This window comes from Serratia sp. JSRIV002 (assembly GCF_019968725.1).
Taxonomy (GTDB): domain Bacteria; phylum Pseudomonadota; class Gammaproteobacteria; order Enterobacterales; family Enterobacteriaceae; genus Chania; species Chania fonticola_B.
The window spans coordinates 752,216-771,427 of sequence record NZ_CP074143.1; the positions used below are offsets into that span (position 1 = coordinate 752,216).

20 protein-coding genes and 3 tRNA genes are annotated in these 19,212 nt (G+C 56.4%); 16 read left to right on the plus strand and 7 right to left on the minus strand.

Translation table 11 applies throughout. From position 1 onward, the window contains the following. Positions 1–361 precede the first annotated feature (361 nt). From KGP26_RS03385 to KGP26_RS03405, 5 genes are read left to right on the plus strand one after another with little or no spacing between them, the layout of a single operon-like run. A complete protein-coding gene (locus tag KGP26_RS03385) occupies positions 362–1,855 on the plus strand; it encodes an APC family permease (RefSeq protein ID WP_021179181.1) in 1,494 nt (497 codons plus the stop codon). Beyond that, complete coding sequence (locus tag KGP26_RS03390) at positions 1,830–2,417, plus strand: DUF3156 family protein (RefSeq protein ID WP_094982186.1); 588 nt, start codon at positions 1,830–1,832, stop codon at positions 2,415–2,417. Before KGP26_RS03385 ends, KGP26_RS03390 begins: the two co-directional genes overlap by 26 nt. Beyond that, entirely contained in the window at positions 2,410–3,192 is a 783-nt protein-coding gene (locus tag KGP26_RS03395) for an SDR family NAD(P)-dependent oxidoreductase (protein ID WP_179248440.1), read from the plus strand. Before KGP26_RS03390 ends, KGP26_RS03395 begins: the two co-directional genes overlap by 8 nt. Positions 3,193–3,202: 10 nt before the next feature. Further along, positions 3,203–3,994: a MoaF C-terminal domain-containing protein gene (locus tag KGP26_RS03400; RefSeq protein ID WP_179248441.1), complete on the plus strand. Its 792-nt coding sequence runs from the start codon at positions 3,203–3,205 to the stop codon at positions 3,992–3,994. A gap of 4 nt (positions 3,995–3,998) precedes the next feature. Continuing rightward, positions 3,999–4,790, plus strand: a complete 792-nt coding sequence (locus KGP26_RS03405; protein ID WP_223665020.1) for an SDR family oxidoreductase — start codon at positions 3,999–4,001, stop codon at positions 4,788–4,790. A 40-nt stretch (positions 4,791–4,830) separates the two neighbouring features. Here KGP26_RS03405 and hpaR read toward each other — a convergent pair whose 3' ends face one another. After that, positions 4,831–5,274, minus strand: coding sequence for a homoprotocatechuate degradation operon regulator HpaR (hpaR, locus tag KGP26_RS03410; RefSeq protein ID WP_021808000.1), 444 nt, complete (start codon positions 5,272–5,274; stop codon positions 4,831–4,833). A 260-nt stretch (positions 5,275–5,534) separates the two neighbouring features. On the opposite strand from hpaR, the gene KGP26_RS03415 reads away from it, so the two are divergent. The 9 genes from KGP26_RS03415 (at position 5,535) to hpaA (ending at position 13,768) form a co-directional block, all read left to right on the plus strand. Continuing rightward, on the plus strand, positions 5,535–6,161 hold the full coding sequence (locus tag KGP26_RS03415) for a fumarylacetoacetate hydrolase family protein (RefSeq protein WP_071682480.1): 627 nt from the start codon (positions 5,535–5,537) through the stop codon (positions 6,159–6,161). 2 nt (positions 6,162–6,163) lie between these two features. Next, positions 6,164–6,928, plus strand: a complete 765-nt coding sequence (locus KGP26_RS03420; protein ID WP_021808002.1) for a fumarylacetoacetate hydrolase family protein — start codon at positions 6,164–6,166, stop codon at positions 6,926–6,928. Next, positions 6,925–8,379, plus strand: a complete 1,455-nt coding sequence (gene hpaE, locus KGP26_RS03425; protein WP_115159038.1) for a 5-carboxymethyl-2-hydroxymuconate semialdehyde dehydrogenase — start codon at positions 6,925–6,927, stop codon at positions 8,377–8,379. Before KGP26_RS03420 ends, hpaE begins: the two co-directional genes overlap by 4 nt. Positions 8,380–8,485: 106 nt before the next feature. Continuing rightward, a complete protein-coding gene (gene hpaD / locus KGP26_RS03430) occupies positions 8,486–9,343 on the plus strand; it encodes a 3,4-dihydroxyphenylacetate 2,3-dioxygenase (RefSeq protein ID WP_021808004.1) in 858 nt (285 codons plus the stop codon). A gap of 9 nt (positions 9,344–9,352) precedes the next feature. After that, complete coding sequence (locus tag KGP26_RS03435) at positions 9,353–9,739, plus strand: 5-carboxymethyl-2-hydroxymuconate Delta-isomerase (RefSeq protein ID WP_021179191.1); 387 nt, start codon at positions 9,353–9,355, stop codon at positions 9,737–9,739. Positions 9,740–9,753: 14 nt separating this feature from the next. Continuing rightward, positions 9,754–10,557, plus strand: a complete 804-nt coding sequence (hpaH, locus tag KGP26_RS03440; RefSeq protein WP_021808005.1) for a 2-oxo-hept-4-ene-1,7-dioate hydratase — start codon at positions 9,754–9,756, stop codon at positions 10,555–10,557. Positions 10,558–10,568: 11 nt separating this feature from the next. After that, positions 10,569–11,366: a 4-hydroxy-2-oxoheptanedioate aldolase gene (hpaI, locus tag KGP26_RS03445; RefSeq protein WP_223665021.1), complete on the plus strand. Its 798-nt coding sequence runs from the start codon at positions 10,569–10,571 to the stop codon at positions 11,364–11,366. An 11-nt stretch (positions 11,367–11,377) separates the two neighbouring features. Beyond that, on the plus strand, positions 11,378–12,748 hold the full coding sequence (gene hpaX / locus KGP26_RS03450) for a 4-hydroxyphenylacetate permease (RefSeq protein ID WP_059199638.1): 1,371 nt from the start codon (positions 11,378–11,380) through the stop codon (positions 12,746–12,748). Positions 12,749–12,871: 123 nt separating this feature from the next. Further along, complete coding sequence (gene hpaA, locus KGP26_RS03455; protein WP_024485495.1) at positions 12,872–13,768, plus strand: 4-hydroxyphenylacetate catabolism regulatory protein HpaA; 897 nt, start codon at positions 12,872–12,874, stop codon at positions 13,766–13,768. 11 nt (positions 13,769–13,779) lie between these two features. On the opposite strand, the gene ampH is transcribed toward hpaA, so the two are convergent. Both ampH and KGP26_RS03465 read right to left on the minus strand, forming a co-directional pair. After that, positions 13,780–14,922 carry a D-alanyl-D-alanine-carboxypeptidase/endopeptidase AmpH gene (gene ampH, locus KGP26_RS03460; RefSeq protein WP_021808009.1) on the minus strand — a complete coding sequence of 381 codons (1,143 nt, stop codon included), beginning with the start codon at positions 14,920–14,922 and terminating at the stop codon, positions 13,780–13,782. Between the two features lie 141 nt (positions 14,923–15,063). After that, positions 15,064–16,134: a GGDEF domain-containing protein gene (locus tag KGP26_RS03465; RefSeq protein WP_021808010.1), complete on the minus strand. Its 1,071-nt coding sequence runs from the start codon at positions 16,132–16,134 to the stop codon at positions 15,064–15,066. A 238-nt stretch (positions 16,135–16,372) separates the two neighbouring features. Here KGP26_RS03465 and KGP26_RS03470 point away from each other — a divergent pair, with 238 nt between their 5' ends. Next, complete coding sequence (locus tag KGP26_RS03470; protein WP_021808011.1) at positions 16,373–16,657, plus strand: DUF1435 domain-containing protein; 285 nt, start codon at positions 16,373–16,375, stop codon at positions 16,655–16,657. Between the two features lie 79 nt (positions 16,658–16,736). On the opposite strand, the gene KGP26_RS03475 is transcribed toward KGP26_RS03470, so the two are convergent. The 4 genes from KGP26_RS03475 to KGP26_RS03490 form a co-directional block, all read right to left on the minus strand. Further along, positions 16,737–16,823 (minus strand) — tRNA-Leu (locus KGP26_RS03475). A 43-nt stretch (positions 16,824–16,866) separates the two neighbouring features. Continuing rightward, positions 16,867–16,953, minus strand: a tRNA-Leu gene (locus KGP26_RS03480). Positions 16,954–16,988: 35 nt separating this feature from the next. Then, positions 16,989–17,075 (minus strand) — tRNA-Leu (locus KGP26_RS03485). 65 nt (positions 17,076–17,140) lie between these two features. Next, positions 17,141–18,091 (minus strand): LysR family transcriptional regulator, encoded by a 951-nt coding sequence (locus KGP26_RS03490; protein ID WP_223500836.1) that lies wholly within the window; start codon positions 18,089–18,091, stop codon positions 17,141–17,143. Between the two features lie 117 nt (positions 18,092–18,208). On the opposite strand from KGP26_RS03490, the gene KGP26_RS03495 reads away from it, so the two are divergent. Then, complete coding sequence (locus KGP26_RS03495) at positions 18,209–19,201, plus strand: aldo/keto reductase (RefSeq protein ID WP_218519898.1); 993 nt, start codon at positions 18,209–18,211, stop codon at positions 19,199–19,201. The last annotated feature ends 11 nt before the right edge of the window (positions 19,202–19,212 follow it).

A 19,212-nucleotide genomic window follows, 5' to 3' on the forward strand; every position in this document is an offset into this window, starting at 1 on the left:
TGAACGATACCAGCATAGGTGTAGCAATTATGCAACACAACGAAAACATATTAACAACGTGAGCCGGATTGCAATAAAATACATTAATAACAACATCCCCATGCTGATTGACGGGGTGTCTTTCTGACAGGAAGTGGCTTTTTCATTAACACATTAATAAAAATTGCCGAGCGGTTACTATTGAATTTAAAGTAATTTCTCGCTAATGGTGCTTTTTGCCCAGTAGCTCAACTCCCCCTTACTCCCTTTACGTCTCTCGTCCTTAAGGACGATAGCCAGCCTTTCGCTTTCCTTCCTATAGTGAGATTACCGCCCTTGGCGGCTACAACACCGGGTAAAACTACTATAAGAGGAAGTAACCATGAACCTGTCGTCGCGGCTCAGTGCCCAGCTAGAACGGGGCAAGGTCGGGTTCCCCACCACGTTAGCCAGTTCGGTTGGGGTGATCATGGCCAGCCCGGTGATCCTCACCGTTACCAGCGGTTTTGGTATCGGTGGCGACACCTTCGCGCTGGCGATGCTGATCGCCTTTATCATGATGCAAGCCCAGCTCACCACCTTCTCGGAAGCGGCGGCGATCCTGCCCACCACCGGCTCGGTGTATGACTATATCTCCTGCGGCATGGGGCGATTTTTTGCCATTACCGGCACCCTGTCTGCCTATCTGATCGTGCATATCTTTGCCGGTACCGCCGAAACCATTCTTTCCGGCATCATGGCGCTGGTGAACTTTGAGCACCTCAATACCCTGATGGAAAGCAACAACAGCTCGTGGATGATCGGCGTGGGCTTGGTGATCATTTTCGGTATTCTGAATGCGTTTGGCATTGAAGCCTTCGGTAAGGCTGAGGTCGTGCTGACGTTCTGCATGTGGAGCACCTTGATGATCTTTTCGATCGCCGGGTTGCTTTTACCGCATGCTGTACCGCTAGAAGGTTGGTTTGGCACCACGCTGGATGTCGGCGATCCCCTGGCGGTGTTCAGCCTGGTGGGTATGGCGATGTTTATGTTCGTCGGCTGCGAGTTGGTGACGCCGATGGCGCCGGAGATCAAACGTTCTCACCGCGTGATCCCGCGTGCCATGTCCTTGGGACTATGCGGTGTAGCGTTGTGTATGGCGTTATACGGAGCAGCACTTAGCCATCAAGTGGAGAACGTGGTAGTAGATGCTGCCAATAACGTACATCTGTTGGATACGCCGATGGCTATCCCGGCATTTGCTGGCCAGATCATGGGCAACTTCGGTAAATACTGGCTGGGTGTTGGGCTGCTGTTAGCTGGGGCGGCCACCATTAACACCCTGATGGCGGCGGTGCCACGCATTATCTACGGCATGGTGCTGGATGGCGCTATGCCACGTATCTTCGCTTATCTGCACCCGCGCTTTAAAACCCCTGTGGTGGCGATTGCCGCTGCGGTGTTGATCCCCTGCGTTCACGCTTTCGCCATTCAGGGCAATCTGGACCGCATCATGCCGATGGTGCTGGCAGCAGTCTGTGCCTGGGGCGTGGCTTACCTGCTGGTGACCTGCTCGGTGGTGATCCTGCGTATCCGCCGTCCAGATCTGCCACGCGCCTATAAATCGCCTTGGTTCCCGCTGCCGCAGATTGTCTCCAGCATCGGGATCGTGCTGGCGATTTTTTACATCACGCCGCCGGGCATGAACCCACGCGATGTCTACATTCCCTTTGGCATCATGATCGGCCTGACCTCCGCCTATGCGCTGTTCTGGACCCTGTGCGTACAGAAGGTGAATCCGTTTAAACCGGTGCCGGTGGAAGAGGTGCTGGAGAGCGCCTTCAACAAGGCAGAAGCTGCGGAGGTGGAATTTGATCGGCTTACTTCCCTCACTTAATCGTTATTGGCGGCGTGACCCTCCAGGTTATCAGGCAGGGGCCACGCTCACCCGGTTGACGGCGAACCTGCAGCCTTACGCCTGTGAGCGCGTTGCCGTTAATCAGTTACGGCTCACGCTGCCACAGGGGCCGGTAATAGAGGTGGCAGAGCAGGTGCAGTCGCTGTTTTTGGCGCACATCGTCACTCACCGTTTCCGCTTGCAGGGCAACGCACGTTTTACCGAGCCGCTGGTGCTCAACATCATCACTGGTGGTTGGCTGCGTCGTAATGGCGTGGTTTATCGCACCAAGGCCAAACATGATGGTGCCCAGCAGTTGATTGCCGCGTTGCGGCAATACCCACAAATCGGCGACACGTTAGCCAAGCTCGATTTCCGCCGCGCCACGCTCACGATAACAGAGGGCAACTGGCAGTTGGATATTGAGCATTTTGCCGCTTCCGAAGTGGTCAGCCGCCTTCCCGCCAGCCGTCGCTATCTGCGGTTGGAAGCCGAGCAGCGGCGCTTGCTGCTGAGCAGTTTCCTGATGGTCAGCCAGTTGATGGAGCAATGCGATGAGTAGAGTGGTTGTGATCACCGGCGGCGGAACCGGCATTGGGGCTGCCTGTGCTCGTCTGCTGGTGCAGGAGGGGGACCGGGTATTTATCGTCGGACGTCGCCGTGAACCGCTGAACGCCTTGGCTGCGGAGATTGGGGCGTATGCCGTAGTTGGAGACGCCGCCAGCGGAGCCAGTTGGCAAACCGACATCCTGCCAGCCATTTTACAGCGGGCCGGACGTATCGACTGCCTGATTGCCAGCGCTGGCGGGATGGGGTTGGGTCGTATCACCGACGTCACCGATGTCCAATGGCAACAGGCGTTGGACAGCAATCTCAATAGTGCGTTTGCCAGCGCCCGGGCCTGTTTGCCGGAGCTGGTGAAGCACGGCGGCAATCTGCTGTTTGTCGCTTCTATCGCCTCGTTGGCCGCCGGGCCGGAGGTGTGTGGGTATGTCACCGCCAAACACGCGCTAATCGGCCTGATGCGTTCCATCGCCCGTGACTATGGCCCAAAGGGCGTGCGTGCCAACGCGGTTTGCCCCGGCTGGGTGACCACGCCGATGGCCGATGAAGAGATGCAGCCGTTGATGGCGGCACATAACTTAACGCTCGAGCAGGCCTATCAACATGTCTGTCGCGATGTGCCGCTGCGCCGCCCGGCCAGTGCGCAAGAGATCGCCCAGGTGTGTCGTTTTCTCTGCTCAACGCAGGCGTCAATTATTACTGGCGCAACGCTGGTGGCCGATGGCGGTTCCACCATTGTCGATGTGCCGACCTTAGCTTTCACTTCCCTGTAAGGAGATTGTCATGAGTTCAGAAGCGGTATTTATTCAGGTTGGCGCACTGGCGGAAGGTTTCGCCCCTCACAGCCATACGCTGGAGCAGCAGGATTTGGCCGGTACTTCGTTGGCGTTCCATTTTGCCGAAGGGGAAACGGTGCAGTGCAGCTTTAACGACGATCAAACACTGCAGTGGGGAGAGCAACGGGTTGATTACCGGGCAACCGGCATTCGCCCGGGGATCCTGTTTATCGATTTCCTCGATCCGCAGCGGCCCAACGGCAGCGTTACGCTGGTGTGCGATCGTCAGCAGGGTAACTTTACCGCCGTCTATGGTCAGTTGCCGGAGGAATCACAGGCGCGGCTGGATGCTTTTAGCCGGGTAGAGCAGGGGTTGCCGCTCACGGCGGTGAATGCCGAATTCCGCTTTGGCCGACTGGATAGCAGCGATGCAGCATTGCCGCAGTTTACCGACGAATTGATCGGGATGCGTAATCTGTATACCTACAGCCCGACGGAGCGCTATGAGCATATTTATCTGAACAATAATTTCTACGCTTGGCAGTGCTTGGACGGGGTCGAGAAAGGGCTGGCGGATGTCGATCGCTGCCATTACGTCAAAGTGGCGGAGAAGCTGTATCTGTTCGTCTGGCGCGAGAAGATCATTCCGACGCTTGGCGTAGTGATGATCGACCTGCAAGAGATGCGCACCGATGGCAAGATCCTCGGTTATCAGGGCAGCGATTTCAGCAGCCTGAGCAACTTTGCCGTAGGCGCTCACGCGCAGATCCTGAACACCACGCATTACCCTAAGGCCTGAGCCGATGACGGCGATTTATGCCAGTGATGCGTTTGCCGGGCAGGTGGTGCTGGTGACCGGCGGTGCACAGGGCATTGGGCTGGCGATCGTCAGCGCCTTTGCACGTTTGGGGGCCAAGGTGGTGATGGCGGACTTACAACTGCAAAAGGCACTGGAGGCGGCTGAAAGCCTGTGCCAACGGGGTTGTAACGTGGAGGCGACCGCCTGTGATATGGACGATGCAGGGCAGATTGCCGAGCTGGTCACACAGACAGCGCAGCGGCATCAACGGCTGGACGTGGTGATCCACAACGCCGCTTATTTTCCGCTGAGGCCGTTTAACCAGATTGATGCCGAACTGTTGCAACGCACCTTGAGCGTCAATTTGATGGCCCCGTTCTTTCTGGCGCAGGCGGCGTTGCCGTGGATGAAGCGCCAGGGGGGCGGACGTATTCTGGTGACCTCGTCGGTCACTGGGCCAAGGGTAGCCTACCCAGGGCTGGCGCACTATGCGGCTTCCAAGGCGGGGGTAAATGGTTTTATTCGCGCTGCCGCGTTGGAACTGGCATGTGAAGGGATCACGGTAAATGGCGTGGAGCCGGGGATGATCCGCACGCCCGCGATGGCAAATCTGGGCGGGGAAGCGCTGAATCAGGCGATAGCCGCTGCGGTGCCGCTGGGCAGGTTGGGGGAGCCGGAGGATATTGCGGCAGCGATGGTCTTTTTGGCCTCGCCGGCTGCGAGTTATATCACCGGCCAGACGCTGGTGGTGGATGGCGGTGCGCTATTGCCGGAAGCCCAACCTGTCATTAATTGAGGAACCCTCTAGGTGCTGATGGGGGCTGCGAGCAGCGCTCCTATTTGTGAGCAACCACGTTGTTAGCCTGTTGATCCCCTAAGCGGATCAGCTCATCGAGCAACGTCATCAACTGATCCATCTTCTGCTTCGAGAATGCTGCTTCTATTTCCCCATATCCCTGTTCCACCTGGTGGCGTGCCAGTTCATACAGCTCCTGGCCTTGCTGGGTCAAGGACACGTACAGCTTGCGCTGATCGTTAACCGGCTTGAGGCGAAAGATCAGCTTATCCCGCTCCATGCGCGACAGGATGCCGGTCAGGCTGGGGCGCAGGATGCAGGTCTCTGCGGCCAATTCGTGAAACTCAATGGAACGGTTATCGGCCAATACGCGAATGATGCGCCATTGCTGCTCTGTCAGGTTGTGGCTTTTCAGGATCGGGCGGAAGAACCCCATGGCGGTTTCACGCGCCTGCAACAGGGCGATGGTTAACGATTCATGCATGTCGATGGCCTTGGCTTAATTTTATTAACAACTTAATAGTAGCCAATTTTTGACCGGCGGAGAACGGTAAAACGCGATCCGTCACGTAAAAATCCTGCAAAAAAGGTTAATTTGCTGATTAATAACGCTAATGTGCATAATTTGTGAATATTTCGTTATCACGATCACAAATTAAATTAACAACGTTGCGTAAATGCTGAACAGCGTATAAAAGTATTCATTAACATATTAATGATTGGCGTTCCGTAGAAGGAGTCTGCATGAAAGGCACCGTATTTTCCGTAGCACTTAACCACCGCAGCCAGCTTGATGCCTGGGATCAGGCGTTTCGCGCCGCCCCTTACCAAACGCCGCCCAAGACGCCGGTGTGGTTCATCAAACCGCGCAATACCCATCTTGCCAACGGTGGCAGCATCCCGTTCCCGGCTGGTGAAACCGTACAAAGTGGCGCAACGCTGGCAGTAGTGATTGGTCGCACCGCCCGCAAGGTGCCAGCGGATAAGGTGGCCGATTATGTGGCCGGTTACGCCTTGGCAAACGACGTCAGCCTGCCGGAAACCAGCTTCTATCGCCCGGCAATCAAAGCCAAATGCCGTGACGGTTTCTGCCCGTTGGGAGAGGTTGCTCCACTGGCTAGCACCAGCGGCCTGGAAATCATCACCGAAATCAATGGCGTGGAGCAGGATCGCTGGTCAACGGCCGATCTGGTGCGTTCGGTGCCGGAACTGATCGCCGCCATCAGCGATTTTATTACCCTGCAACCGGGGGATGCGGTGCTGATTGGCACGCCACACCAGCGGGTTGAGATCAAGCCAGGTGACCAAGTGACGGTGCGGGCCTCAGGTTTGCCAACCCTTACCAACCCAGTGACGCAGGCAGGAGAATAACCATGAGACATGCTCGTATCCGCCATCATGGCCAGATTGTTAACGTCACCGTAGACGACCAGCTAAGCGTTACCCTACCCGATGGCAGTAAGCTCGATGAGTACGATGTGGAATGGCTGCCACCGGCGCAGGGCACGATATTTGCCCTCGGCCTGAACTATGCCGATCACGCCAGTGAGCTGGAGTTTAAAGCGCCGGAAGAGCCTTTGGTGTTCCTCAAAGGGCCAAACAGCCTGACCGGCCACCGCCAGGTTTCCGTGCGACCGGCGCAGGTGGAATACATGCACTACGAAGCGGAGCTGGTGGCGGTGATCGGTAAAACCGCGCGCAACGTCAGCCGCGAGCAGGCGATGGATTACGTGGCCGGTTACACCCTGTGTAACGACTACGCCATCCGCGACTACCTGGAAAACTACTACCGCCCCAACCTGCGGGTGAAAAGCCGCGACACCTTGACGCCTATCGGCCCCTACATTGTCGATCGTGACGATGTCGCGGATCCGCATAACCTGACGCTCAGCACCTATGTTAACGGTGAACTGCGCCAGCGCGGCACCACTGCCGACATGATTTTCGACATCCCGTTCCTGATCGAATACCTGAGTGAATTTATGACGTTGCAGCCTGGCGACATGATCGCCACCGGCACGCCGAAAGGGCTGGCCGACGTGCAGCCTGGGGATGAAATTGTGGTGGAGATCGAAGGCATTGGCCGCTTGGTTAACCACATCATCAGTGAAAAAGATTACGAGGAGAGCAAGGGATGAAAACCATCAACCATTGGATCAACGGCAAGAACGTCGCCAGCAAAGAGTATTTCACCACCACCAACCCGGCTAACGGCGAGGTGCTGGCGGAAGTGGCGTCCGGTGGCCAGCTCGAAATCGACCAGGCAGTAGCCGCAGCCAAAGAAGCCTTCCCGAAATGGGCCAATACGCCGATGAAAGAGCGTGCGCGCCTGATGCGTCGCCTGGGTGAACTGATCGACCAGAACGTGCCTCAGATTGCCGAGATGGAGACCGCGGACACCGGGTTGCCGATCCACCAGACCAAAAACGTGCTGATCCCACGCGCCTCGCACAACTTTGAGTTCTTTGCCGAGATCTGCCAGCAGATGAATGGCCGCACCTACCCGGTGGACGACAAGATGCTCAACTACACGCTGATCCAGCCGGTGGGCGTGTGTGCGCTGGTATCGCCGTGGAACGTGCCGTTCATGACTGCCACCTGGAAGACCGCGCCTTGCCTGGCGCTGGGTAACACGGCGGTGCTGAAAATGTCCGAGCTTTCGCCACTGACGGCGGATCGCCTGGGTGAACTGGCGCTGGAAGCCGGTATTCCTGCCGGGGTGCTGAACGTGGTGCAAGGTTATGGCGCGACGGCGGGCGATGCTTTGGTGCGCCATAAAGACGTGCGTGCGGTGTCCTTCACCGGTGGTACCTCAACCGGCCGTCGCATTATTGAAAGCGCCGGGCTGAAGAAGTTCTCGATGGAGCTGGGCGGCAAGTCGCCGGTGCTAATCTTTGAGGATGCCGATATAGAACGGGCGCTGGATGCGGCGCTGTTCACCATCTTCTCGATCAACGGTGAGCGTTGCACTGCGGGTTCACGCATCTTCATTCAAGAAAGCATTTATCCGGAATTCGTTAAACGCTTTGCCGAGCGTGCCAACCGCCTCCGCGTGGGGGATCCAACCGATCCAAATACTCAGGTTGGAGCGTTGATCAGCCAGCAGCATTGGGAAAAAGTCTCCGGTTATATCCGCCTGGGTATCGAAGAGGGGGCCACTTTGCTGGCTGGCGGCCCGGATAAACCGGCCGGTTTGACCCACGGCAACTTCCTGCGCCCAACGGTGCTGGCCGATGTTAACAACAATATGCGTGTCGCGCAGGAAGAGATCTTCGGGCCGGTGGCCTGCCTCCTGCCGTTCAAATCAGAAGAAGACGGCCTGCGCATGGCCAACGATGTGGAGTACGGTCTGGCGTCGTACATCTGGACGCAGGATGTGAGCAAAGTACTGCGTCTGGCCCGCAATATTGAAGCGGGTATGGTTTTCGTCAACACCCAGAACGTACGCGATCTGCGCCAGCCGTTTGGCGGGGTGAAATCCTCTGGCACCGGCCGGGAAGGTGGTGAGTACAGCTTCGAAGTATTTGCCGAGATGAAAAACGTTTGTATCTCCATGGGGGATCACCCGATCCCACGTTGGGGAGTGTGAGATAGCTCCGTGCCCTTTAAAACAACAACCAAGGACTAGACCCGATAGACATCAGCCTGCGGCCAGCCGTGCCGCAGGCTGAAAGATAAAGGGAATAGGAGGACATATGGGTAAATTAGCATTAGCCGCAAAGATTACACACGTTCCTTCGATGTACCTGTCTGAATTGCCAGGAGAACACCATGGCTGCCGTCAAGCCGCCATTGATGGTCACAAAGAAATCAGTGCCCGCTGTCGCGAAATGGGCGTCGACACCATTATCGTGTTTGATACCCACTGGCTGGTGAACAGCGCCTACCACATCAACTGCAACTCGCATTTCAAAGGGCTTTACACCAGCAACGAGCTGCCGCACTTCATTCGTGACATGACTTACGAATATGACGGCAACCCGGAGCTGGGCCAGATGATTGCCGAGGAAGCTCGCAAGCTTGGCGTACGTGCCAAGGCGCACGAGATCCCAAGCCTGGAGCTGGAATACGGCACGCTGGTGCCAATGCGCTACATGAACAGCGACCGCCACTTCAAGGTGATCTCCATTTCTGCCTTCTGCACCGTGCATGATTTTGCCGATAGCCGCCGCCTGGGTGAAGCGATTAAAACCGCGATTGAGAAATACGACGGCACCGTGGCGGTATTGGCCAGCGGCTCGCTGTCGCATCGCTTTATCGACGATCAACGTGCCGAGCAGGGCATGAACAGCTACACCCGCCAGTTCGACCAGCAGATGGACGAACGGGTAGTGAAACTGTGGGAAGAAGGGCGCTTCCGCGAGTTCTGCGAAATGCTGCCGGAGTACGCTGACTACTGCTATGGCGAAGGCAATATGCACGACACCGTGATGTTGCTGGGCCTGTTGGGCTGGGACAAGTATCAGGGCAAGGTGGAGTTTGTTACCCCGCTGTTTGCCAGTTCCGGAACCGGCCAGGTCAACGGCATATTCCCTCTTCCTGCTGAAGCCTGAGGATACCCAATGCCCCATTTTTACGCTGAATGTACCGACAACATCCGCCGGGAGGCGGATTTACCCGCGCTGTTCGACAAGGTTAATCACGCGCTGGCGGAAACCGGCATCTTCCCGCTGGCGGGCATCCGTAGCCGCGCCATCTGGCTGGATACCTGGCAGATGGCCGACGGCAAGCAGAACTATGCCTTTGTGCATATGACGCTGAAGATTGGCCACGGCCGCAGCCTGGAGAGCCGCCAGCAGGTGGGCGAAATGCTGTTCATCCTGATCAAGGATCACTTCGCCGCGCTGATGGCTAACCGTTATCTGGCGCTCTCCTTCACCATCGAAGAGCTGGATCCGGTGCTCAACTATAAGCAGAACAACGTCCATGCGCTGTTTAGCAAGGACTGAACAAGGAGTGGTAAATGCTGGATAAAGACGTACTGAGCCGAGCCGTGCAGCGCCTGCATCAGGCCGAGCAGAGCCGGGAACAGATCCGCGCGCTATCGCTGGATCACCCGGAGATCACTATTGAAGATGCCTATGCTATCCAGCGCCAGTGGGTTGAGCTGAAGATCGCCGAAGGGCGCACTCTGAAGGGGCATAAGATCGGGCTGACCTCGCGCGCCATGCAGGTCAGCTCGCAGATCACCGAGCCGGACTACGGCGCGCTGCTGGACGACATGTTCTTTAACGATGGCAGCGACATTCCGATCGATCGCTTTATCGTGCCACGCGTCGAAGTGGAGCTGGCGTTTGTGCTGGCGAAGCCGCTGCGCGGGCCGAACTGCACGCTGTTTGATGTCTATAACGCTACCGATTATGTGATCCCGGCGTTGGAGATCATCGATGCTCGCAGTCATAACGTCGATCCGCAAACCCAGCGGCCACGCAAGGTGTTCGACACCATTTCCGACAATGCTGCCAACGCGGGTGTGGTGATGGGGGGCAGGCCGATCAAGCCGGACGCGCTGGACCTACGCTGGATCAGTGCCTTGCTGTATCGCAATGGCGTGATTGAAGAGTCTGGCGTGGCGGCGGCGGTGCTCAATCACCCAGCCAACGGCGTGGCCTGGTTGGCTAACAAGCTGTCCCCGTATGACGTGGAACTGGAAGCCGGGCAGATCATTCTTGGCGGTTCTTTCACCCGCCCGGTGGCGGCGCGGCGCGGCGATACCTTCCATGCCGACTATGGCCCTATGGGCTGCATCAGTTGCCGGTTTGTCTAAGGAGAAACACCATGCTAACTAACCATTTCAAACAGGCCCTGCAGGAAAAACGCCCGCAGATCGGCCTGTGGCTGGGGCTGTGCAGCAGCTACAGCGCTGAACTGCTGGCCGGAACCGGGTTCGACTGGCTACTGATCGACGGCGAGCATGCGCCCAACAATGTGCAAACGATATTGGGCCAGTTGCAGGCGATTGCGCCTTATGCCAGCCATCCGGTGGTGCGCCCGGCCTGGAACGATCCGGTGCTGATCAAACAGCTGCTGGACGTCGGTGCGCAAACCCTGTTGATCCCGATGATCCAAAACGCCGAACAGGCGCAGGAGGCGGTGCGGGCTACCCGTTATCCACCAAACGGTATTCGCGGGGTTGGCAGTGCGCTGGCTCGGGCCTCGCGCTGGAACCGGGTGCCGAATTACCTGCATCTAGCCGACAGCCAGATGTGCGTGCTGGTGCAGATAGAAACCCGAGAGGCGGTAAAAAATCTGGATGCCATCCTGGAAGTAGAAGGGGTGGACGGCGTCTTTATCGGCCCGGCGGATCTGAGTGCCGACATGGGTTTTGCCGGTAATCCACAGCATCCCGAAGTGCAACGCACTATCGACGATGCCATTGCCCGCATCCGTGCCGCAGGCAAGGCACCGGGCATCCTGATGGCACAGCAGGAACTGGCACAGCACTATCTGGCATCTGGCGCGTTGTTTGTTGCCGTTGGCGTGGATACCACTCTGCTGGTACGGGCGGCAGACTCCCTGCTCAGCAGTTTCAAACAGGATAAACCGGCGGAGCAATCATCCCAGGGCGTTTACTAATCGGAGTCATCATGAGCAACGTCGATTCGCTCAAGCCACTGAACCCGGCAGAGCAACATAAAGCGTTAACCGCCACCGAGCAGTCGGTGATTAAAAAGTTATTTCGGCGCCTGATTATTTTCTTATTTGTGTTGTTTGTTTTCTCGTTCCTTGACCGTATCAACATCGGGTTTGCCGGTTTGACCATGAAGCAGGACCTCGGTCTTAGCTCCACCATGTTCGGCCTGGCCGCAACGCTGTTTTACGTCACCTACGTGATCTTCGGCATCCCCAGCAACATGATGCTGAGCAGGGTGGGGGCACGGCGTTGGATCGCCACCATCATGGTGCTGTGGGGCATTGCTTCTACCTGCACCATGTTTGCCACTGGGCCAACCAGTCTGTACGTGCTGCGGATGATCGTCGGTATTACCGAGGCGGGCTTCCTGCCAGGGATCCTGGTGTATCTCACCTACTGGTTCCCGGCGTTTTACCGTGCTCGGGCTAACGCGCTGTTTATGATTGCCATGCCGGTCACGATGGCATTGGGGTCGCTGGTGTCCGGTTATATTCTGGCGCTGGATGGCATGATGAACCTGAAAGGCTGGCAATGGCTGTTCCTGCTGGAAGGGATCCCTTCGGTGATCCTTGGCGTGGTGGTGTGGTTCTACCTGGACGACACACCGGCCAAAGCCAAGTGGCTGACTAGTGAAGAGAAGGCCAGCCTAAAAGCGATGATGGAAGCCGACAAATTGCAACTGGTGCAGCCGGAAGGGCCAAGCAGCCACCGGGCGTTGCAACAGCGCAGCCTGTGGCGTGAGGTGCTGACGCCGGTGGTGTTGATGTATACGCTGGCCTATTTCTGCCTCACCAATACCCTGAGCGCCATTAATATCTGGACGCCGCAGATCTTGCAGAGCTTCAACCAGAGCAGCAGTAACATCATGATCGGTTTTCTGGCGGCGATCCCGCAAATCTGTACCATCGCCGGTATGATCTGGTGGAGTAAACGTTCGGATCGCTTGCAGGAGCGCAAGTTCCACACCGCGCTGCCATATCTGTTTGCGGCGGCAGGTTGGCTGTTGGCTTCGGCGACCAACCACAGCATGGTTCAGCTATTAGGGATCGTGATGGCGTCGGTCGGCTCGTTTACCGCGATGGCGATCTTCTGGACCACGCCGGATCAGTCAATCAGCTTTGAAGCCCGAGCGGTGGGGATCGCGGTGATCAACGCCACCGGTAACATCGGCTCGGCGGTCAGCCCGCTGTTGATCGGCTGGTTCAAAGATGTGACCGGCAGCTTTAACTCCGGGCTCTATTTTGTCTCGGCGTTGCTGATAATCGGAGCCGTGCTGGTATGGCGAATCCCAATGAAGGATTCACGACCGCGGGCCACACCATAAACTTTGATAGTGCTTGAGGATACGCCCCCTCTCCCTTTGGGAGAGGGTCGGGGTGAGGGGAAATTGAATCGGTAATATTTTCCTTTTCACCCATTCCTTCTCTTATTTTCACCGGAGGATAACGTGCAGAAAAGTACCGGCTTTATCGCCAATATCGATATTGGCAAAGAGTATGACGCGCGTTACGCCGCTGATGAGGTGCACTACGAAACTTTTGCCGGGCTGGCGGCATTTTTTGGCCGGGATATGCAGGTGCACTGGCACGACCGCTTCTTCCAGTTGCATTATCTGGCCACTGGCAGGATAGAGCTACAGCTCGACGATCAGCACTATTCGGTGCAGGCTCCGCTGTTTATCCTCACCCCACCCTCAGTACCACACGCCTTTTTCACCGAACCAGACAGTGATGGTCACGTGTTAACGGTGCGGCAGGAACTGATCTGGCCGTTGCTGGAACGCCTGTATCCGGGCAGTAATCTGGCGCTGGATATGCCGGGAATTTGCCTTTCGCTGGCCGCAGTACCGCAAGAGTTGGCGGCGCTTGGGCATTATTGGGAACTGATCGCCCGCGAGTTCAGCCAAAAGATGGCCGGGCGCGAGCAGACGCTGGCATTGCTGGCCCAAGCGGTCTTCACGTTGATGCTGCGCAATACCTCATTGGATGACAAGGCCGCTAGCGGCGTGCGCGGCGAACTGAAGCTGTTCCAGCGTTTTAACAAGATGGTGGACGAGCGTTTTCGCGATCACCTGTCGGTGCCGGAATATGCCCAGTCGCTGGGAGTGACGGAATCACGCCTCAACGACCTGTGCCGCCGTTTTGCCAATCGGCCACCCAAGCGGTTAATCTTCGATCGCCTGCTGCGTGAAGCCAAACGGCTGCTGCTGTTCAGCGCCTGCACGGTACATGAAACGGCTTACAGCCTGGGGTTCAAAGATCCCGCCTACTTCGCACGCTTCTTCAATCGGCTGGAAGGCTGTTCGCCTTCCGCCTATCGCGCTACACAACACGTGCTGTCATAACCAGGAGCGGGTCAGCCTTTGTTGGCCACCAAATCCGCGACTAGCCGGTTGACCGGATCGCTCATATTGGTGAACTTGGTCAACTCCGAGCGGGTAACAACCACAAACACACCGATATTTTGCTGCGGCACCATCGCCATATAGGTGATGAAGCCGCCGCCGCCGCCGGTTTTCTGGATGATCCCTGGCAGACCGTCTTTCGGCGCCATATAGACCCAGCCCAGCCCTAAAGCAGAGGCTTCACCCGGTACGTCCATGCCTTTCAGTGACGTCAGATCTTTGCGCTGGAAATACATGGTTTGTTCGGTTAAAGCCGTTGGCTTGCGCGAGCCGCTTACGTTGGAGGAGAGGAACTGCTGCATCCAGCGCTGCATATCGCGCGGCGTCGAGTAAACGCCACCGCTGCCACTGGCGGCTGTGGTATCGCGGCAGGCGCTTGGCCCAGAGGCAGCCACCATCAGGCGTGAGCACTGCTCTGCACTTGGCGTCAGCGTGGTATCAACCATTCCCAGTGGACCAGTGACTTTCTCGCGCAACAAGACGTTATAAGGCTTGCCAGCGGCACGTGACAACGCATCGGCCAATAGGTCGTAGGCCAGGTTGGAGTAGGCCGCCCGCACGCCCGGTGGCACGGTAATGGTGGCATGAGACAACCACTGCCAGCGCTGTGACTTGGTGGGCCAGGTAAACACCGGCGTTTTTGGCGGTTTCTTGCCGGGTTGCTCACGCGGCAGGGCGCTGGTGTGCGTTGCCAGGTTCAGCAAGGTAATCGGCTGGCGAGAATTGTAGGCAGGAACGACGGCCCCTTTGGGAGCATATTTGCGCAGTGGATCGGTGAGTTTAACCTTACCTTCCGCCGCCATTTTGACCATCACTTCGCTGGTCATCAGTTTGGTGATGGAGGCGATGCGGATCAGGGAATCTGGCCGTGGACGCAGATCGTTGCCCGGTTTGGTATCGCCAAAACTGCGGTTAACCACCTGATTGTTATCGATCACCACCAGCGCCATACCGGTTGCGCCGCTGTTATAGAAGATATGTTCAGCATACCGATCGACAATCTGTGAGGTGAGCTGCGCGTCGGTCGCCTGACTGGCCAAGGGGGTGGCACACAGGCCAAGCGCCAGCAATAACGTGGAGAGTGAGGTCTTCAACGGTCGTGTTCCATATAAAAATGTGGCAGGGAAGGCGTAAGTTGTCAGCTAGTGTAATGCGCTACGGCGCGATTGGCATGTGGTAAAAGTGGCGACAGGTAAAAGTTTTTCACCTTTCCCCTTCCGGCGAAGGGGAAAAGATCAGGCGACTGGCTGTGGGTGGGGGGCTAGCTGAATATTGTTGCGGCCACTGTTTTTGGCCCGGTACAGCGCGGCGTCGGCGGCACAGATCGCAGAGTCGATGTCCAGCTTATCCAGCGCAGAAATCCCGGCGCTTAACGTCACCCTGGTTGTCTCCTGCGCGTGGAAACGATGGGTGATGGTCAATTCCTGCACGCATTGGCGCACCTTTTCCGCCAGATAGGCCGCGTAATCTTCACCGACGTTGGTCAGCAGAACCAAAAACTCTTCTCCGCCGTAACGCACCACGATATCCCGTGAGCGCACCGCATCGCGGATGGTCGTTGCCACCTGGACTAAAGCTTGATCGCCCAGGGTGTGACCGTAGCGATCGTTGTAGACCTTGAAGTGGTCGATATCGAGTAGCAGCACAAAGTGGTTGCCCGAGGTCGGCGAGAGCAACTGATCCAGTTTACTCTCCAGCCCACGGCGGTTATACAGGCCGGTTAGCGGATCGATCATGCTCAGATCGCTGAATTTATCCCGTTCGTGATACAGGTTGGCCACCAGATGTTGGGTAAACATTTCGCTGCGCTTCAACAGCAAATGATGCACCGAGAAGGCGACGATTGGCAGCAGGGTGGTGAACAGAATACGCATGGTGTTATGCATGCCGTCCAGCCACAGGATTATCAGCGCCGAGGGAACGGCATGCAGACAGAAGGCCAGCAGGTTATCCGTCAGCGAGATCGCGCTGATAAAGAAAATACTGAACAGGCTGATCAGCAAAAAGCTGTGGTTGTCACTGGCGATAAGTTGGCTCTTGCTATAGATGTGCGCTGCCCATAGCAACCCAAGGGTGATGGCGAGCAGGTTGAGCCTTTGGACATAGTGGCGCGGTGAATACAGCGTAAATAGCATGGCCGCCAGGCAAATTGCTGGAATGCACAATAGCGGCAGCGTGAATGCCGGGATTTCTTTAAAGGGCACGAATAAAGTAAAAATGGCAGAGGCTGCATTCATCAACAAGAAAAGAAACAGGGATAAGCGCTGTTTGCTGGTTTGCAGTTGCTGATAAGAACGCGAGTTCATACGGGGATCACTCTTTACCAATGGGGCCGGTCGAAGGAAAAATGTTGGACAATGCCTGCTGAATAATTCCAATTGGTTATTATTAACAGACTATAAATGTTAAGAATTTTCTTATATGAAACTAACATTTTTCGCGCAGGCTGTCATCCGCGTTCAGCCGGATCTTGAAAAGAGTGCGGGCCCAAAAAAAGTGTTATATGATATTGGTTATCATTATCACTTAAAGGGTGGGGTTATCATGTTAGCAGCCATGGTTACCGCTTGTGGATTGTGGGGCATCAGTTGGTGCCTGGGGAATCGGCTTGCCAGCGCCTGGGGCGTGTTGCTGCCCTGTGCTCTGATGCCGTTTCTGGCGTTGATCGACCTGGATATGATGCAACTACGTACTCTGATCGTGGTTGCTATGCTGGCCACGCTGGTGATGCTGTTTAACAGCCGCTGGCGTCATTACCTGCTGCTCCCTTCCTGCATGGCTCTAGCCGGAGGACTGGCCGCAATCAGCCTGCATTTCAGCTTTAACTGAAACGACAAAACCACGCCTGAGCGTGTTGGTTTTTTCAGTGAGTTTTAATGCAGAAACAGCTAGAAGAGAACCCATCAAGTGGTGCGAAGAGAGGGACTTGAACCCTCACGTCCGTAAGAACACTAACACCTGAAGCTAGCGCGTCTACCAATTCCGCCACCTTCGCACAGTTTGATGTGTTGCTTTGATGTCGATTTATATCACCAGCTTGGTGCGAAGAGAGGGACTTGAACCCTCACGTCCGTAAGAACACTAACACCTGAAGCTAGCGCGTCTACCAATTCCGCCACCTTCGCATACGATGCTGTGCAATATAAATCATGTGGTTATTTGGTGCGAAGAGAGGGACTTGAACCCTCACGTCCGTAAGGACACTAACACCTGAAGCTAGCGCGTCTACCAATTCCGCCACCTTCGCATACCAGATACGTTACCGGAGTAACGCTACCACGGAGGCGAATTCTAGAGATTTTGGCGGGGACGTCAATAGTTATTTCCTGGATTAGCGGCGTTTGCTGTAAAAAACGGCATATCAGCGCTTTTATGGCCCTCGAACAAAGTAATCAGCCAATCAATCAATACCCTGACACGAGGGGCAAGGAAACGGCCAGGCGGATACATGATGTAGATCGGCATCGGCGGTGGTGGCGTATCGGCCAGCACTTCCACCATTTCACCACTTTGCAACCAGGGAGAGAGCGTATAACGCGCCCCTTGGATGAGGCCCAATCCGGCACGGCAGGCACTGGTGTAGGCATCGGCTCCGCTAACGCTCAATCTGCTTGGCAATTCGCGAAGCTCAAGGTGACCATCACGACAAAATTCCAGCGGGTAGTTGCGGTTATTCACCAAAGAGAAATAGCCCACCGCCCGATGATGTTGCAGCTCGTCGATCGATTGTGGGGTACCAAACGCTTTTAGATAATCGGGGGAGGCGCAGGTGAGCTGCGGCAGTTGGGCAATCCGCCGGGCAACCAGCGTATCGTCTGCGGTTTCCCAAGCCCGCAGCACGCAGTCCACACCTTCGCGCAGCAGATCAACGTGGGTGTCGTTGGCTCCCAGCGCAATTTCTATTTCTGGATAGCGTTGATAGAACTCATCGAGCGCCGGGATAACGATTTCCCGCGCCAGCGAATGGGGCATATCGATCCGCACCTTGCCGGTAGGTTGCAGCTTGTGGTGGCTGAACAGGGTATCTGCTTCTTCCAGGGCGTCCAGCAGGTGCAGACAACGTTGGTAGTACAGCGTCCCCTCGGCGGTGACCTGAACCTGGCGCGTGGTGCGCACCAATAATCTGACGCCAAGCCGTTGCTCCAGGCGTTTGAGCACGTTGCTTACCGTGGCTCGCGGCAGTTGCAACCGTTCGGCCGCGCGGCTGAAGCTGCCTAGTTCCACGATCCGGATAAAGATGCGCATAGCCTGAACCTGATCCATTTTTCCGCCCGCATTGTTGGTGATTTATGAACAGTGATGTGCAATCTGCATTATTTATCTTTGTGGCATAAACAACCAGACTTTGTTTCGACATCCATGTTCAACAAGGACCACACAATGCAACAGCGCAAATTAGGTACTAACGGCCCCCTCGTCTCTGCCCTGGGTTTAGGTTGCATGGGGATGAGCGATTTTTACTTCACCGGCTATGACGAGCAGGAAGCGATCGCCACGCTACATCGGGCTCTGGAACTGGGGGTGACGCTGCTGGACACCGCAGATATGTACGGCCCGCACACCAATGAACAACTGATCGGCAAGGCGATCAAAGGCAAACGCGACCAGGTATTTCTGGCCACCAAGTTCGGTATTGTGCGCGATCCGGCAGATCCCACAGCGCGGGGCGTGAGCAGTAAACCGGACTATATCCGTCGCTCGGTAGAAGGCAGCTTGCAGCGGCTGGGGGTAGAAACCATCGATCTTTACTACCAGCATCGGGTCGACCCTACGGTACCGATCGAAGAGGTGGTTGGCACCCTGGCGGATCTGATCAAAGAAGGCAAGATCCGTCATATTGGCCTGAGTGAAGCCTCGGTTGCCACGTTGGAACGCGCTCACCAGGTGCATCCGATCACCGCGTTGCAGACTGAATATTCCTTGTGGAGCAGGGATGCCGAGCAGGGGCAACTGGCCGCTTGCCAACGTTTGGGCATTGGCTTTGTCGCCTATAGCCCGCTTGGGCGTGGCTTCCTGACCGGGGCGATCCAGAGTATTGAAGACTTGGCTGCAGACGATTTCCGCCGCGACAATCCACGTTTTCAAGGGGAAAACTTTGCTCGCAATCTGGAGCTGGTCACCAAGGTCAGTGAACTGGCCAGGCAGAAAGGCGTGACCCCGTCGCAACTGGCGTTGGCCTGGGTGATGGCGCAGGGGGAAAATATTGTCCCAATCCCTGGCACCAAACGTCGGCGCTATCTGGAAGAGAACGTAGCGGCTGCGGAGATCACGCTAAGCGAGCAGGAACTGGCGGCGATTGAGGCGGTATTCCCACTGGCAGGCGTGGCAGGTGCACGCTATACAACGGTAGGTATGGAGTTGGTTAACGGCTGATGGCAGGGGGC